This is a genomic window from Pseudomonas sp. SDO5591_S426, assembly GCF_054070755.1.
The window spans coordinates 1-15,214 of the sequence record NZ_JBSVXD010000145.1 but is presented as its reverse complement, the minus strand read 5'-3'; the positions used below and the strand labels follow the sequence as shown (position 1 = coordinate 15,214).

10 protein-coding genes and 1 pseudogene are annotated in these 15,214 nt (G+C 59.1%); 8 read left to right on the top strand and 3 right to left on the bottom strand.

The features are described from left to right. Positions 1-142 precede the first annotated feature (142 nt). Positions 143-2,527, top strand: a complete 2,385-nt coding sequence (locus ACW9JC_RS22630; RefSeq protein ID WP_457457715.1) for a DUF3772 domain-containing protein — start codon at positions 143-145, stop codon at positions 2,525-2,527. 109 nt (positions 2,528-2,636) lie between these two features. Here the strand turns inward: ACW9JC_RS22630 and ACW9JC_RS22625 are convergent, their stop codons facing one another. Continuing rightward, positions 2,637-4,127, bottom strand: a complete 1,491-nt coding sequence (locus tag ACW9JC_RS22625; protein ID WP_338581564.1) for an aldehyde dehydrogenase family protein — start codon at positions 4,125-4,127, stop codon at positions 2,637-2,639. Between the two features lie 47 nt (positions 4,128-4,174). After that, a complete protein-coding gene (locus tag ACW9JC_RS22620; protein WP_416126743.1) occupies positions 4,175-4,564 on the bottom strand; it encodes a c-type cytochrome in 390 nt (129 codons plus the stop codon). Positions 4,565-4,845: 281 nt separating this feature from the next. Here ACW9JC_RS22620 and ACW9JC_RS22615 point away from each other — a divergent pair, with 281 nt between their 5' ends. The 3 genes and pseudogenes from ACW9JC_RS22615 (at position 4,846) to ACW9JC_RS22605 (ending at position 8,446) form a co-directional block, all read left to right on the top strand. Further along, positions 4,846-6,168, top strand: coding sequence for a hypothetical protein (locus ACW9JC_RS22615; RefSeq protein WP_457457712.1), 1,323 nt, complete (start codon positions 4,846-4,848; stop codon positions 6,166-6,168). A gap of 151 nt (positions 6,169-6,319) precedes the next feature. Further along, positions 6,320-7,588: pseudogene (locus ACW9JC_RS22610) on the top strand (HAMP domain-containing protein); the annotation flags it as partial. A gap of 18 nt (positions 7,589-7,606) precedes the next feature. Then, positions 7,607-8,446, top strand: coding sequence for a methyl-accepting chemotaxis protein (locus ACW9JC_RS22605; protein WP_457457717.1), 840 nt, complete (start codon positions 7,607-7,609; stop codon positions 8,444-8,446). Positions 8,447-8,591: 145 nt separating this feature from the next. Here the strand turns inward: ACW9JC_RS22605 and srmL are convergent, their stop codons facing one another. Further along, positions 8,592-9,740: a PheS-related mystery ligase SrmL gene (gene srmL / locus ACW9JC_RS22600; RefSeq protein WP_457457710.1), complete on the bottom strand. Its 1,149-nt coding sequence runs from the start codon at positions 9,738-9,740 to the stop codon at positions 8,592-8,594. A gap of 467 nt (positions 9,741-10,207) precedes the next feature. On the opposite strand from srmL, the gene ACW9JC_RS22595 reads away from it, so the two are divergent. The 4 genes from ACW9JC_RS22595 (at position 10,208) to ACW9JC_RS22580 (ending at position 15,141) form a co-directional block, all read left to right on the top strand. After that, a complete protein-coding gene (locus ACW9JC_RS22595) occupies positions 10,208-11,158 on the top strand; it encodes a hypothetical protein (RefSeq protein WP_457457708.1) in 951 nt (316 codons plus the stop codon). 373 nt (positions 11,159-11,531) lie between these two features. Then, positions 11,532-12,842, top strand: coding sequence for an amino acid permease (locus ACW9JC_RS22590; protein ID WP_448108316.1), 1,311 nt, complete (start codon positions 11,532-11,534; stop codon positions 12,840-12,842). After that, positions 12,835-14,115, top strand: coding sequence for an aspartate aminotransferase family protein (locus ACW9JC_RS22585; protein ID WP_457457706.1), 1,281 nt, complete (start codon positions 12,835-12,837; stop codon positions 14,113-14,115). The genes ACW9JC_RS22590 and ACW9JC_RS22585 overlap by 8 nt, the downstream gene beginning before the upstream one ends. 9 nt (positions 14,116-14,124) lie before the next feature. Then, on the top strand, positions 14,125-15,141 hold the full coding sequence (locus ACW9JC_RS22580) for a phosphotransferase enzyme family protein (protein ID WP_457457704.1): 1,017 nt from the start codon (positions 14,125-14,127) through the stop codon (positions 15,139-15,141). Positions 15,142-15,214 lie beyond the last annotated feature (73 nt).

The window sequence follows — 15,214 nt, the reverse complement described above, 5'->3', positions numbered from 1 at the left end:
TGGAATGTGATCTCCTGTAGGAGCTGCCGCAGGCTGCGATCTTTTGCTCTTGCTGTGGCGCATCCGATCAAAAAAGCCTCGATAACGTGAGTCATGACCTAACCTCATAGGCTGAGTGACAAACAACCAGTCGAGCGCTCCCATGCGTAATGCATTGAAGTTAATGATGGTCATGGCGTTGCTGCTGTTCGCGTCGAGCGGCTCGATGCTCTCGGCGGCGCCCGTGCCAGACGCTCCGGCCGACAGCCTCACGAGAGCCCCCGCCAGCGTTTCCGAAGGCGATCTGGATGCGCTGCTCAACCAGCTCGGCAGCCTTAAACAGCAGGTGTCCCTGGTCAGCAACTACAGCCAGCTCGAAGGCCCGCAGGATCTGGTCCAGGCACTGATTCGGGAAGTCGATCGGCTGACGGCACTGCTGTTGCCCGAACAGGCTCAATTGCAGGCGCAATTGGGTGTGCTGGGGCCCACGCCGCTGGCAGAGGCCGCGTCGGAAAAATCCGAAATCGCCAATCAGAGAACGGCCCTGACCGAGCAGAAAAACCGCATCGACTCCCGACTCAAAACCCTGGCAACCCTCAAAACCAGCGCCGCCGAACTGCTGCTGCAGATAGCCGCCATCCGCCGCAGCCTGCTGGAAACCGAAGTGACCCAACAGACCCGGAGCGTGCTCAATCCCTGGTTCTGGGCCCCTCTGCTCAATCCGCCCGAGGAAGACCGGCAAAAATTCAGCGCATTCATCCAGCAGATCGGCGCCACGCTTGCCGCCACCTGGCGACCCGGCGAACGGCTGCTGACCAGCCTGTTGCTCGCCGTGGCCCTGGTTTTCTGGATCTTCGGTCGCAGGGTGGCCGAACGCGGACTGACCTGGTTGTGCATTCATCGCATGCCTGAAGGTCGCCTGCGGCGCAGTGCCCTGGCGCTGGCCTCGGTCGTGGCGACGATCCTGTCTGCCTGGATTGCCCTGCAGTTGCTGTTCTTCACCGTTACCCGAGAACTGCCCCTGACGCCGCAACTGCTGGGGTTTTCCCAGGACTTCGAAAAGATCGTTTATACCTGTGTGCTGATTACCGGTCTGAGCCGCGCGCTGCTGTCCACGCAACACCCTTCGTGGCGACTGCCGGCCTTTGCCGACCCTCTCGCCCTCGCCATCAAACCCTACCCGGTACGGTTGTCCTTTGCGCTGCTGGTACTGGTATCGCTGGCACAAATGACCAATGCCACCGGCATGAGCTCGCAGATGGTGATCTCTGTCCGGGGCCTGGTTGCACTGATTATCTCGTCGTTGATCGCGTTGCTGCTGTTGCGCGTCAGCAAAACCCGTCGGGCCATGGTCATTGCCGGCGTCGCCCCAGAAGCGGGTCGGACGCTGGCCGGGGTGATTTATTCGTTCGCCAGCATTGCGATTGTGGTTTCGCTCGTTGCCTTGCTTGTCGGCTATGTGTCGCTGTCGCGCTTCATCACTTACGAGCTGGTGTGGTTCTTCATCATTTTTGCCGGCTTCTATTTGTTGATCCAGATCGTGAAGGACGGTTGTGAATTCCTGTTTTCACCCCGGTATTCCACGGGCAAGGCCCTCAAGCAATTGCTGGGCATTGGCGACACACGCCTGGAGCAGATTTCGATCCTCCTGTCCGGTTTCGGCCGCGCCATGCTGTTGCTGTTGGCGCTGATCACGCTGGTGGTGGGCGGGGTCGGATCGACGCTCGGCCAATTGGCTACCAACATTCTGGCCATCCTCGGCGGCGACGGCCTGCGCAAACTGAACATCGTCCCGGCCAACCTGTTGCAAGCCTTGCTCGCGCTGATTATCGGCATCTACCTGATCCGCTCTTTGCGGCGCTGGCTGGACAACGAGTTCCTGCCGAAAACCGAAATGGACCCCGGCATGTGTGCCTCGCTCAGCACCTTGTTCTCCAACATCGGCTACGCCTTGGTGATTTTGCTGATGCTGTCGTCGCTGGGGGTCAAGTGGACCAATCTGGCCTGGATCGTCAGCGCCTTGTCGGTGGGGATCGGCTTCGGTTTGCAGGAAATCGTCAAGAATTTCGTCTCCGGCATCATCCTGTTGACCGAACGCCCGGTGAAGGTTGGCGACCTGATCAGCATCAGCGGTGTCGAGGGCGACATCCGCCGGATCAACGTGCGGGCCACGGAAATACAACTGGCCGACCGCTCGATCGTGATCGTGCCCAACTCGCAGTTGATCTCGCAGAACCTGCGCAACGTCACCCTCGGCGGCAGCGCCCAAGGGGTGGCGACACTCGAACTGATGTTCCCGCTGGACATCGACCCCGAGCAAGTGCGCAACCTGCTGTACAACACCTACATCGAGCACGAAACCATTCTGGACAAACCGGCGCCGGTGGTGCGTTTCAGCCAACTCAAGCCCGAAGGCATTACTTTGACCATCACCGGTTATGTCAGCAGCCCGCGCATGGTCACCGCGATCAAGAGCGAGCTGCTGTTCGAAATTCTCAAGCGGCTGGGCGCCGCCGGGATAGAACTGGCGAAACCGCCTGCGGCGTGACGCCAACCCCTGTAGGAGCTGCCGAAGGCTGCGATCTTTTGATCTTGATTTTAAGAAACCAGATCAAAAGATCGCAGCCTCGTTGCACTCGACAGCTCCTACAGGATTATCAATGCGCGATGCACACCGACTTGAGCTCGGTGTAAGCCTCGATCACTGCGCGGCCGAACTCGCGGCCCATGCCCGACTGCTTGACGCCACCGAACGGCATCGCCGGGTCGAGCAGCACGTGGGCGTTGACCCATACCGTACCGGCCTCGATGCGTGGCACCAGGTTCATCGCTTTGCCCAGATCGTTGGTCCACAGGCTGGCGGCCAGACCGTAGCGGTTGTCGTTGGCCAGTTCGATGACGGCATCTTCATCGTCGAACGGCATCACGCCCAATACCGGACCGAACACTTCTTCGCGGGCCACGGCCATGCTGTGGTCGATATCGGCCAGGATGGTCGGCTGCACGAAGAAGCCATCGCCTTCCAGCAACTCGCCACCGGTCACGACCCGAGCGCCTTCCTGACGGGCCAGTTCAATGTGCTTGAGCACGCTTTGCTGTTGCTTGCGCGACACCAGCGGGTTGATCGCTGCATCGCAGTTCATGCCGTCGCCAATCGGCATCGCCGAGACTGCCGCTGCCAGAGCTTCAACGAACTGGTCGTGAATCGAGCGATGCACGTAGAAACGCGAGGCCGCCGCACACACCTGACCGTTGTTCAGCAGACCGCCAAGGATCGCGCCCTGCACGGCTTTTTCGATGTCGGCATCAGCGAGCACGATCATCGGGTTCTTGCCGCCCAGCTCCAGGGAGAAGCGCGTCATGTTTTCCATGCACGCCACACCGACGCTCTTGCCCACGGCGGTGGAACCAGTGAACGACACTTTGCTCACCAGCGGATGCGAAGTCAGCACCCCACCGACCGAAGCACCGCCGCCGGTCACGACGTTGAACACGCCTGCGGGAATCCCGGCTTCGAGGGCCAGTTCGGCCAAACGCATGGCGGTCAGCGGAGTTTCCATGGCTGGTTTGATGATGACGGTGCAACCGGTGGCCAGCGCCGGCATCAGTTTCCAGGCGGCGATCAGCAGCGGGAAGTTCCACGGCACGATGCCAACGACCACACCCACCGGCTCACGCTTGGTGAACGCAGTGAACTTGGCACCCGGTGGCAACGGGATCGACACATCGAAGGTCTGGCCTTCGATCTTGGTCGCCCAACCGGACATGTAGCGCATGAACTCCACGGTGGCGTTCAAATCCAGCGCGCGGGCCATGTTGATCGACTTGCCCTGGCTCAGGGTTTCCAGTTGCGCCAGTTCTTCGGCGTGTTCTTCTACCAGACGGGTGAAGTTCAGCAGGATGCGCTCGCGATCCGCCGGGCGCAGCGCAGACCACACACCGGACTTGAACGCTTTGTGCGACGACTGCACGGCGCGCTCGACGATTTCCAGCGGCGCGTCCAGGGTTTCGCACAGGGTTTGCCCGGTGGCCGGGTTGACCACGGCAATGCTCTCGCCTTCGGCAAACACCCACTGCCCATCAATGAAGCAGCCGTGACGACGATCCAGGAATGCAGCGACCTGCGGCAGAATTTCAACGTTGCTCATAAATCACCTTTCATGCAGATGAGTTGTTCAGTCGGTGATCCGGCTGATTACTTTTGTTCTTTGAGGAAGCACACGACCGCTTGGCGATCATCTGCCGAGGCCATGCCCATGTAGGGCATGTAGGTGCCAGGCACATAGGCCTGGGGTTGGGTGATGAGTTGTTCGATGTTCTCGGCTTGCCAGTCGATGTTCTTGTTGCGCATGGCTTGCGAGTAGTTGAAGCCTTCCAGCGAGCCGGACTTGCGCCCGACCACACCCGCCAGGTTCGGCCCCATCATGCCGGCCGTGCCTTTGCTCACGGCATGGCAAACCCCGCATTCATTGGCGAAGACTTCGGCGCCACGGCTTTTAACCGGTGCGCAATCGGCCGCCAGTGCGGCCTGGGCCAGGGTGAAAGACAGCAAACCAATGAGGGGCAAACGCAGGGCGGTGAACATAAGAAACGACCTTGAAAATCCACGCGTTCGCCAGCAGACGAACGCCAACACTGAAGATGCCGGCACCACGGTGCTTCGGCAGGTTGAGCGGGATTGTCGGTGGTCGTTGGCTTGCAGGTTTTGCCCTGCGTGCCAGTTGTGTTGGCGCTTCTGCCAAACCGACCAATCTGGCACGCACGACCAACTAATTGGCAAACAGGCAAAAGGCTGGAAAAAAGCCGCGACTTAGTATCCGGGCAGACCGCAAACCTGCGCTCAAGAACAAGAACGGATGCCACACCATGCTCAAGTCCCCCTTGCTTCGCCTTTCGACTCTCGCGCTGATGATCAGCGCTGGCCAAGCCGGAGCCTACGAACTCTACGCCGATGACGACAGTCACCTGAACGCCACGCTGGAAGCGGTTTTCGGCGTGTTCCACAGCCAGGAAAACTACGCCCTGTCGGGTCGTCTCGACGAAGGTTCGTCGTCGTGGCGCGAGGGCTACATCAAGTACGGCCTGAGTTTCGACCAGGGCCTGGCCGGTGTGGGCACTGCTTACGGCGCAGCGAATCTGCTCAGCTCCGGCACCTGGGGCGACGGCGATGCCGCAGGTTTCAGCGATGGTTCGGAACGCACCACCAAGTTCGAAGACGCCTACCTCGGCTGGCGCTCGGCGGACCTGTTCCCGGTGCTGGGCGCCGATGGCATCGACCTGTCGTTCGGTCGCCAGAACATTGTGGTCGGCGACGGTTTCCTGATCGACGGCGACGCTTTGAACATGGGCAAAGGCCTTGCCGACGGCGAGTTCAACCGGGGTGGCGCCTACTGGCTGGCCGCGCGCAAGGCCTTCGACGAAACCGCCGTGCTGCGGATCGGCGGCAAGGAAGGCTGGCGCAGCGACCTGATGTGGCTCAAATCCAACAACCGCGCCCAGGCCATGACCGAAATGTACGTCGGCACCCTGGAGCACGTGTCCGAAGCCGGCACCGTCGGCTTGACCTACGTCGACACCAAAGACATCGACGAACAGTACGCCTCCCCTGCGCAACTCGAACGCGACGGCATGAAAACCTACAGCCTGCGCGCGACCGGCAACGCTGGGGTCAAGGACCTGTTCCTCTCCGGCGAATATGCCAAGCAGGACAAACCGCACACCGCCACCGAAGACGCCTGGTATCTGGAAGCCGGCTGGACCTTTTCCGACGCACCGTGGACGCCGTATGCCGGCTACCGCTACAGCCGTTTCTCGGAAGGCTACGACACGCTGTTCTACGGTTTCAGCCGTGGCTTCGGCACCTGGTTCCAGGGTGAAGTGGCGGGCAACTACGCCGGCCCGTTCAACACCAACTCGCGCATCCAGCAACTCAAGTTCACCGTTTCGCCGCTGGAGAACCTGACCGTCGGCGCGATGTACTTCAACTTCGACACCATCGACCGCGACCTGGGCAACACCGATGGCCACGAAATCGACCTGTACGCCGAATGGCACCTCAACGACCACATCACGGTCATGCCGCTGGTGGGTCTGTTCCAGCCGGACAAGAGCGCTGATCAGGGCGCCACGCAGCTGGGCAACAACGACAAGAACCTCTACAGCCAGCTGATTTTCGCCACCACTTTCTAAACTCGCCGGCGGCCACACACGCCCTGTAGGAGCTGCCGCAGGCTGCAATCTTTTGATCCTGTTTTTAAAAGTCAAAAGATCGCAGCCTGCGGCAGCTCCTACACGTTCGTGACGGCAGCGCCATTGTTCTCCAAGGAAAAAGGTATTTCCAATGCAGAAAAGTTTCCTCACGATCCAGAGCAAGATCGCCCTGCTCGCCGGCCTCTGCCTGTTGTTGGTGGTCGGTTTGCTGATGGGGTTGTCGCTCTTCCAGACGCACAAGAGCAGCCAGCAAGTGGCCGAGGCCAGTGGTGAAATGCTCGCCGATGCAGCCAAGGAACACATGCAGGCGCTGGGCAAAGTGCAGGCCATGCAGGTGCAACGCACCTTCATGCAAACCCACGAATTCGGCCAGGGGTTGTCGCGGTATCTGCTGTACCTCAGGCAACTTCAACATCAGGGCAATCTGACCCGCCAACAACTGCGCCAGGAGCTGAGTACCCAGCTTCACCAGGCCCTGATCGACAAGCCCGACCTGCTCGGGCTTTACGTCATTTTTGAACCCGACGCCCTGGACGGCGCCGACGCCGGTTTCGCCGACAAAGCGGATCTGGGCAGCAACGAAACCGGTCGCTTCTCGCTGTACTGGGTGCAGAGCAAACCCGGTGAACTGCAAGCGGTGATCGGCGACGAAGGCCTGCTGGCCAACACCGAGCCCGGCCCGAGCGGCGCTCCGTACAACGCCTTCTATACCTGCGCCCGCGACACCCGTCAGGCCTGTGTGCTGGAGCCCTATTTCGACGAGGCTTCGGGCAGTCGAAAACTGGTGACCAGCGTCGCTTTCCCGTTGCTGGAAAACGGCAAAGTCATCGCCGTGGTCGGCCTCGACATCAACCTCGCCGCGTTGCAAAAAAACAGCGAAGCCAGCGCACTTGAACTGTTCGACGGTCACGGTCAGATCAGCATCGTCAGCCCCCGTGGCGTGATCTCCGCCGACAGTCAGAATGTCAGCCGCCTCGGCCAACCGATGGACAATGCCGAGGTGATGGACGCCTTGCGTCAGGGCCAGCCAAAGGTGTTTGTCGACCCGCAACAGATCAAAGTCCTCGAACCACTGCCGCCGATTGTCGGCGCCGCGCCGTGGGGAGTGTTGGTGGGCGTGCCGCAAGACGTATTGCTGGCACCGGTCGCCACGCTGCAAAAGGAACTCGACGCCCAAGGCGTGCAGAGCACGGCGCTGGAACTGCTGCTCGGTGGCGGCTCGGCGCTGCTCGGCCTGCTATTGATCTGGTACACCGCGCAACGCATCACCCGGCCGCTGCAAGTGCTGACGCGGGTCATGGAAGACATTTCCCTGGGCGAAGGCGACCTGACCCGACGCCTGCAAGTGCAATCGCGGGATGAGATCGGCCAACTGGCGACGGCGTTCAACCGCTTTGTCGAGCGCATTCACCATTCGATGCGCGAGGTGTCGTCAGCAGCCCTTGGCGTCAACGAAGGCGCCCGCCGCGTGCTGGACGCGTCCAACTCGTCGCTGAGCAATTTCGACGATCAATCCAGCCGCACCAACAGCGTGGCCGCCGCGATCAATCAACTGGGTGCCGCTGCCCAGGAGATCGCCAACAATGCCTCCGACGCTTCGCATCAGGCGTCCAGCGCCCGGCAACAAGCCGAAGACGGTCGCCAGGTGGTGCAACGCACGATCGAGGTGATGAACGAGTTGTCGGGCAAGATCAGCGCGTCGTGCACCAACATCGAAGTGCTCAACGACAAGACCGTGAACATCGGGCAGATCCTCGAAGTGATCAAGGGCATCTCCCAGCAGACCAACCTGCTGGCGCTCAACGCCGCGATCGAAGCGGCCCGCGCCGGTGAAGCGGGACGCGGTTTTGCCGTGGTGGCGGACGAAGTGCGCAGTCTGGCCGGACGCACCCAGGCCTCGGCGCTGGAGATCCAGCAGATGATCGAAGAGCTGCAAGTCGGCGCCCGCGACTCAGTCATCACCATGACCGAAAGCCAGCAACACAGCGAAGAAAGCGTCACCATCGCCAACCTCGCCGGCACCCGCCTGGGCAGCGTCACCCAACGCATCGGCGAGATCGACAACGTCAACCAGTCCGTCGCCGCCGCCACCGAAGAACAGACTGCCGTGGTCGAAGCGCTGAACGTCGACATCACCCAGATCAACACGCTGAACCAGCAAGGCGTGGAAAACCTGCAAGCGACCTTGCGGGCCTGTACCGAGCTGGAGCAACAGGCGGCGCGGTTGAATCAGTTGGTGGGGAGTTTTCGCATCTGAGAGTGAGGGTGTCTGACACATCGCCATCGCGAGCAAGCTCGCTCCCACTGTGATTTGTGGTGCACGCAAATTTTGCAGTCACCGCACAAACCTGTGGGAGCGGGCTTGCCCGCGATGAGGCCAGCACTGGCAACATCAACTCCCGTTACACAGATGGAAGATCCATTTTGTAACCCGCTCCCGGCGTGCCCTCATGCAGCGCCGCCTGGATTTTTGAGTACAAGGTATTTGCCTCGGCTGTGGTGATTGACCGCGAACAATCACGCAGTACAACGCGCAGTAGCACATTCTCCTGCCCCGGTAACATCCCCAGTCGATCAATGGCCTGCGATGGCAGATCAGATATTTTCCACCGTCCCTTTACCTGCATCTCTTCGATCCAGTCAGAACAGTCGCCAGCAGCCTGCAGCATTTTTTCGGTCAACACTTCTTCGCTTTGTCCCGGCGTTACAGCTAACGAAATGTCACGGGCAATCGAAGGCAAACGTGAGACGGTGTTCCAAGGATTCAAATCATGCATTTGCGCCCTCACTCGTTCGTTCTGGTCACGCAACAAACGAATATCCGGGATGCCTTTGCGCAGCATGGTCAGGCGATCCAGGCCCATTCCCAAGGCCAGTCCTCCATGAAGCGAAGGATCAATCTCCAACCGCTCCAACAAGGATTTGGCAATTCGACCGCATTCCAGGACCTCCACCGGGACACCATCATTCAGCACATTCACTTCGATCCCGCCCTCGGTGTAGTGGTGCGGGCTGTCGCTGTATATCCAGGCTTTGTCAGGCACGGCAGAGTTGAGAACATCGCTTACCAGACGCAACAAGTGTTCATGAGTCGCCAACTCGGGATCACCCAGAACCCAAATATCCATTTGATGCGGCTCCGCACAATGCCAACGGTCCCGGCTATCGCGACGGAAAGTGATGCCGGGCGCAGCTAGCAATATTGTCTGACCTGGCTGTCGTACTTTGGCCGCTCGCTGAAGCGCTACCGGAATTTGGCTAGTGGTTTGCGTGCGCAGCAGAGAGCACGCGTCAACCCACCGGGTATGCGCACTTCCAAGGGTGATTTCAGATGGGTCATAACCAAGCAAACCGTAGTTTTCTTCCGCCGAGACAATTCTCGCTCCTGTCTGCACTTGCGCTTTTGGCCAACCCTGATTAGCCAATCCTTGAAGGATTTCATTCAGCAATAACCGGACGGCGTGATCGGGTGTGGCAGGTTCTGTTAAGTCAGCCAGCAACAAGGCTTTTTGTACGGACATTTCCGTCAGATATTTCTTTGATTCCTGCACTGAAAAGCTCCTTATTAACCGTTGGAGTTTGAGATCCCCTAAAAACCGACCCCATCAATCAAACTAACGATTTCGGCTCTACAGCTACAACCAAAATGCGGCGAAACACTCAGTTTTCAGAAGTGGACTACAGCTGCGAACTACACAAATAACTCACAACGCCGTATACGAGCTTTCCAAAGCATTATTAAGTCTAAAAAGTTCAAAATTAATCATTTAATACATCAAGAAAATCTGTATTAATTATTCCGCCCCTGCAAATCAACGGGGTAGCACAAACCAACAAAATGAAAAAGGATGATCAAATGACTAACAAAATCACGTCTAAAGAAAAACTCAACCGCATCGCTTCTGGTCCGGAGAACTTTGGTTGGGCTCCGTTAGCCTGGGCTCACATTGAAGGATAAATGATGCAAATGGGCGCCAAGAGAAATCTTGCCGCCCATCGATTAAACAAGGAGGTATACATGTCAACATCAACGATAATAAAAACGCTCTTCGGCACAGAGGAACCTTCGATCATCGCTGACTCTGAAGTATTCCTACAGGAATGCTCAAAGCTTGGATTCAAGACAGCCAACATTTCCGATATTGCTGCTCTTCCAAAAAACAGCATCGTTTTTTCTTTCACCAATGACGCAGCAAAACGGGTATTTGAGATAGCGAAAAACACTGGAAACAAGAAAAGCGTTTTTTGTGCCGTGCAAGTGTTCGACCCCACTCTGGATAGCGCACTTTATAGCCTGGACCTCCTATTGAGGAGTGACTTTGAGCGGGCTTTAATTGCACAGAGACGGGTGCTGAACATGCTGAACTCACACGACTCTTTTGCGTTGACGGGAAATGACGCCGACGCACAGGTAACGATTTTTTCACACGCACAGCCCTACGCGTTGATTGCAGAAGATATTGAAATCGATTTTATTCAGTCTGTAGCAGAATTTTTCGAAGTTCATTACGCCCACATGAACCCACAAAATCCAAGTCCATTCTGTTTTCATGAAACCTTGAAGATAGCCGGCATACTTACAGTTCTCAGAAAACCAAATTCAAAATTACCTGACGGGCTAAAAAACTCTCTAAAGTGGTTGAGCGATCTGATATCCGAGAAAGGAGCCGTGCTATCCGTTAAAAACAACACCGTTACCTCACTAAAAATAAACGATGACGAGCATGTGAAATTGCTTGATCTAGCCGCGGGCCGTCGAGGACTCAAACTGACTGAATTTGCCATTGGAGTAAACGACAGAATCGCCACGAGCATCAACTACAAAACCAACTCTCAATTAAACGAGGGCATCAGTGGAGTTCACTTGGCTATTGGGGATGGCTCTTCCGGCTATCACATAGACTTCCTCAGCCCATCGGTAAACGTTGCTCCCACGTATCAATTGCCAAAACCAACAAGCCTCCCGTGAAAGAGCCGGATTAGCCGCAAAGACGCCAGCATATCCAGCACTAATGGTGACTGAGACTACGTTATCGCGAGCAGGCTCACTCCTACATTGGATTTTTCGTCGTACACAAATCTTGTGTTCACTGAAGACCCGTGTGGGAGCGAGCTTGCCCGCGATGGGGCCGGCACATTCAACATCTCCGGCGCCTGATACAACAGGGATCGTGTCGAATCTGGCACCCACAACCAACCACATGGCATGCACGCAAACATGTCGCGCCGCATCCCCGGCGTAGTATCGAGACAGCCCCATCCAGTGGGCGCAAAGCAAACGCTGAACCCCCTCCATTTCTCACTAAAACAATAAATCGGCCTTCGGGTCGCGGGAGACTTCTGTGCTTAAGAAAAGTGCGTTGGGCTGGCCAAAGATTGCCGGCCTTGGAATTGCGTTGGTGGTGGCCGGGCAGTTTTCCGGCTGGAACTTCGGGCTGGCGGCCGGTGGCTGGTTGAACATGTTGATCGCCACGTTGTTGATGGCCCTGCTCTGTGGCGGGCTGGCGTTGTGTGTGGCGGAACTGTCCACGGCGTTGCCGAGCGCTGGCGGTGTGTTCGTCTATGCGCAAAGTGCCTTCGGGCCGTTCGTGGGTTATCTGGTCGGCGTGGCTTGCGCGTTGGCCCTGACCATCGGCACCGGCGCGGCGGCGACGTTCATTTGTGCCTACACCGAATCGATTTTCGGCATCGGTGGCTGGCCGGTGAAGATCGCCCTGTTCGTGGTGATCATCGGCATTCACCTGCGCGGCGTCGGTGAGGCCATGGGCCTGACGTTCATTGCCGGGGTGATCGCTGTCGTCGCCCTGCTGACCTTCGGCGTGGCCATGGCGCCGCATGTCGAACTGGCCAACCTGCTGACGTTGCCGGCCAATGTCACAACCCCGGTCAGTCTCGGCGGTATCTTCGCCTGCGTGCCGTTCGCCATCTGGCTGTTCATCACCGTCGAGCAAACCGGTTCGGCAGCGGAAGAAGCCGAAAACCCCGGTCGCACCATGCCACGCGGCATTCTCGCGGCCATCGGCACTTTGCTGGTGACTGCTTTGGTGGTGCTGGTGTGCGCACCGGGCGCTGGTGGTGTCGAACTCGTGGGCTCGGCAGGCGATCCGTTGTACGCGGCGATGTCCAGCAACAGCGCGTTCGGTGAAGGCTCTTGGCTGGCCAAGGTGATTGGCTGCGGTGGCGTGTTCGGTCTGATCGCGACCTTCTTCTCCCTGGTCTACGCGGCATCGCGGCAACTGTTCGCCATGGCCCGCGACGGCTTGTTCCCGCAATGGCTGGGCAAGACCGGCAAACGCGGCACGCCGTACCCGGCACTCCTGCTGATCGGCGCCATCGGCCTGCCGTTGTCCGAAGTGGACCCGGCCACGGTGATGCTCGCGGTCGTGCTGCTGCTCAACGTTTGCTACCTGTTCATTTTCGGTGCCTACCTGCGCATCAAAAACAGCCAGCCTGACCTGCCACGCCCGTTCACCCTGATCGGCGGAAAACTGGTGGCATGGCTCGGCCTGGCCCTGACCCTGGTGGTGATCGCCGCCTGCTTCCAACTCGACATGCTGATGCTGATCGCTCTGGCCGTGACCTTCACCCTGTGCATTTTCAATTACCTGCTGCGCACTCGCCGCAGCGTTATCGAGGTTCCAGACCATGCCTGAAGACACTCTCCTGCAACGCCGTCATCGCGTACTCGGCAGCGCCTCGCCGCTGTTCTACGACAAACCTCTGCACCTGGTACGCGGCGAAGGCGTCTGGCTGTTCGATGTCGATGGTCGCCGCTACCTCGACGTCTACAACAACGTGCCCTGCGTCGGTCACTGCAACCCCCACGTGACCGAAGCGATGCACCGCCAGGCCACCACGCTGAACATCCACACCCGCTATCTCGACGAGCAAGTGGTGCGTTACGCCGAACGTCTGACCGCCACCTTCGCAGAGCCGCTGGACACCGCGATGTTCACCTGCACCGGCAGCGAGGCCAATGAACTGGCGCTTCGTCTGGCGCGGTTCGCCAGCGGTGGCACCGGCATCATCGTCAGCGACTACAACTACCACGGTAACTCGGCGTCGCTGGCCGAAGTCACCACCGCCCTGCCCTCGCCGGAACCCTTCGCCGCCCACGCCAGGGCAGTGCCGATTCCGTGCCTGTATCACGCACCAGCCGGCACCACTGAAGCGCAACTGGCCGAGGAATATGCGGCCAATATCGCGGCGGCGATTGCCTCGATGCAGGCCCAAGGGATTCGCCCGGCAGCGTTGCTGATCGACACCCTGTTCGCCAACGAAGGCCTGCCACGGGTGCCCGCCAGTTTCGTCAACAAGGCAGCCGCGTTGATCCGAGCGGCGGGCGGTTTGTTCATCGCTGACGAAGTGCAGTCCGGTTTCGGTCGCACCGGCGATCACCTGTGGGGCCATCAGGCCCACGGCGTGGTGCCGGACATCGTCACCCTCGGCAAACCGATGGGCAACGGCTATCCCTTGGCCGGGCTGATCACCCACAAGGCCTTGGTCGAATCGTTTGGTCGCCATGCCATGTACTTCAACACTTTCGGTGGCTCACCGGTGGCGGCGGCGGTCGGCATGGCGGTACTGGATGTGATTGAAGATCAGCAACTACTGCGCAACGCGCAAAGCGTCGGCGCCTATGTACAGCAACGCCTGCAAGTGCTGGCCGGCAAGCACTCGATCATCGGCGACGTACGCGGCAAAGGTCTGTTCTTCGCCATGGAACTGGTGCGCGATCACACCAGCAAGGAGCCGGCCGGACTTGAGGCGCGCAAGGTGGTTAACGACATGCGCGAGAACGGTGTGCTGATCAGCAAGATCGGCGCCGGCGACAACATTCTCAAGTTGCGCCCGCCGCTGGTGTTCAGCCGCGAAAACGCCGACCTGTTTGTTGACACGCTGGATCACGCGCTCAGCGCGATTTGAGGCCTTGCCATGACTGATTTCCATGCTCTGAACCACGAACAACAAGTCGCCCGGCTGCACGATCTGGCGCGGCATGCCCTGCAACATTGGGACGGCGAGTTCGCCGACATTCAACTGGTGAAGTTCCGCGAGAACGCGGTGTTCTCCGCCCGTCGTCACGACGGTCAGCGGGTAGCCCTGCGCATTCATCGCAACGGCTATCATTGCGAGGCCGCGCTGCGCTCCGAGCTGCAATGGATGGAAGCGCTGGCGGGTGCCGGTATCACCGTGCCGCAGATCATCCGTGCGCAGAATCAAAGCCATTTGATCGAAGTCACCCATCAGGACATCGGTGAGCCGCGCCACATCGACATGCTCGCCTGGCTACCCGGCGCCACCGCCGGCACCTCCGAGGCTGGCGTGCAGGCCGATACCGAAATCGATTTCCTGTTCAACGAAGCCGGTGCAATTGCTGCGCGCATTCACCTGCATTCGGCGGATTGGCAGCAGCCGGACGAGTTTGTCCGGCATGCCTGGGATGAGGAAGGTCTGATTGGCGCCAATCCGTTCTGGGGGCGGTTCTGGGAGCTTGCGCAGCTCAGCGATGAGCAGCGGGATTTGTTGCAACAGGCCCGGCGCACGGCGCGCACGGACCTGCGCCAGTACGGCCGGCATCTGGGCAATTTCGGCATGATTCACGCGGACCTGGTGCCGGAAAACCTGCTGATCGAAGGGCCGCAGCTGCGTTTGATCGACTTCGACGATGCCGGGTTTGGCTGGCACATGTTCGAACTGGCCACGGCGCTGTATTTCTGTCTGGATGATCCGCGATATGAGCAGATCAAGGCTGCGTTACTTGACGGCTACCACGCGGTCAAGCCACTGACCGAGGCCGATCGCAAGACTCTTGCGTTGTTCCTGATGCTGCGCGGCACCACGTACCTGGGCTGGATTCACACCCGCCAGGGCACACCGACCGCGATTGAAATGGCGCCGATGTTGATTGAGCGGGCTTGCATGTTGGCTCGGGAGTATTTGCAGGTCTGATAGACCGCCATCGCGGGCAAGCCCGCTCCCACAGGGATCTCCAGCGGACACAGAGTTTAAGTATGACGCTGAT

Excerpts from the sequence above, each read along its gene's own strand:
- ACW9JC_RS22630 (WP_457457715.1), top strand. The coding sequence starts at position 143 with ATGCGTAATGCATTGAAGTTAATGATGGTCATGGCGTTGCTGCTGTTC.
- ACW9JC_RS22625 (WP_338581564.1), bottom strand. The coding sequence starts at position 4,127 with ATGAGCAACGTTGAAATTCTGCCGCAGGTCGCTGCATTCCTGGATCGT.
- ACW9JC_RS22620 (WP_416126743.1), bottom strand. The coding sequence starts at position 4,564 with ATGTTCACCGCCCTGCGTTTGCCCCTCATTGGTTTGCTGTCTTTCACC.
- ACW9JC_RS22615 (WP_457457712.1), top strand. The coding sequence starts at position 4,846 with ATGCTCAAGTCCCCCTTGCTTCGCCTTTCGACTCTCGCGCTGATGATC.
- ACW9JC_RS22605 (WP_457457717.1), top strand. The coding sequence starts at position 7,607 with ATGCGCGAGGTGTCGTCAGCAGCCCTTGGCGTCAACGAAGGCGCCCGC.
- ACW9JC_RS22595 (WP_457457708.1), top strand. The coding sequence starts at position 10,208 with ATGTCAACATCAACGATAATAAAAACGCTCTTCGGCACAGAGGAACCT.
- ACW9JC_RS22585 (WP_457457706.1), top strand. The coding sequence starts at position 12,835 with ATGCCTGAAGACACTCTCCTGCAACGCCGTCATCGCGTACTCGGCAGC.
- ACW9JC_RS22580 (WP_457457704.1), top strand. The coding sequence starts at position 14,125 with ATGACTGATTTCCATGCTCTGAACCACGAACAACAAGTCGCCCGGCTG.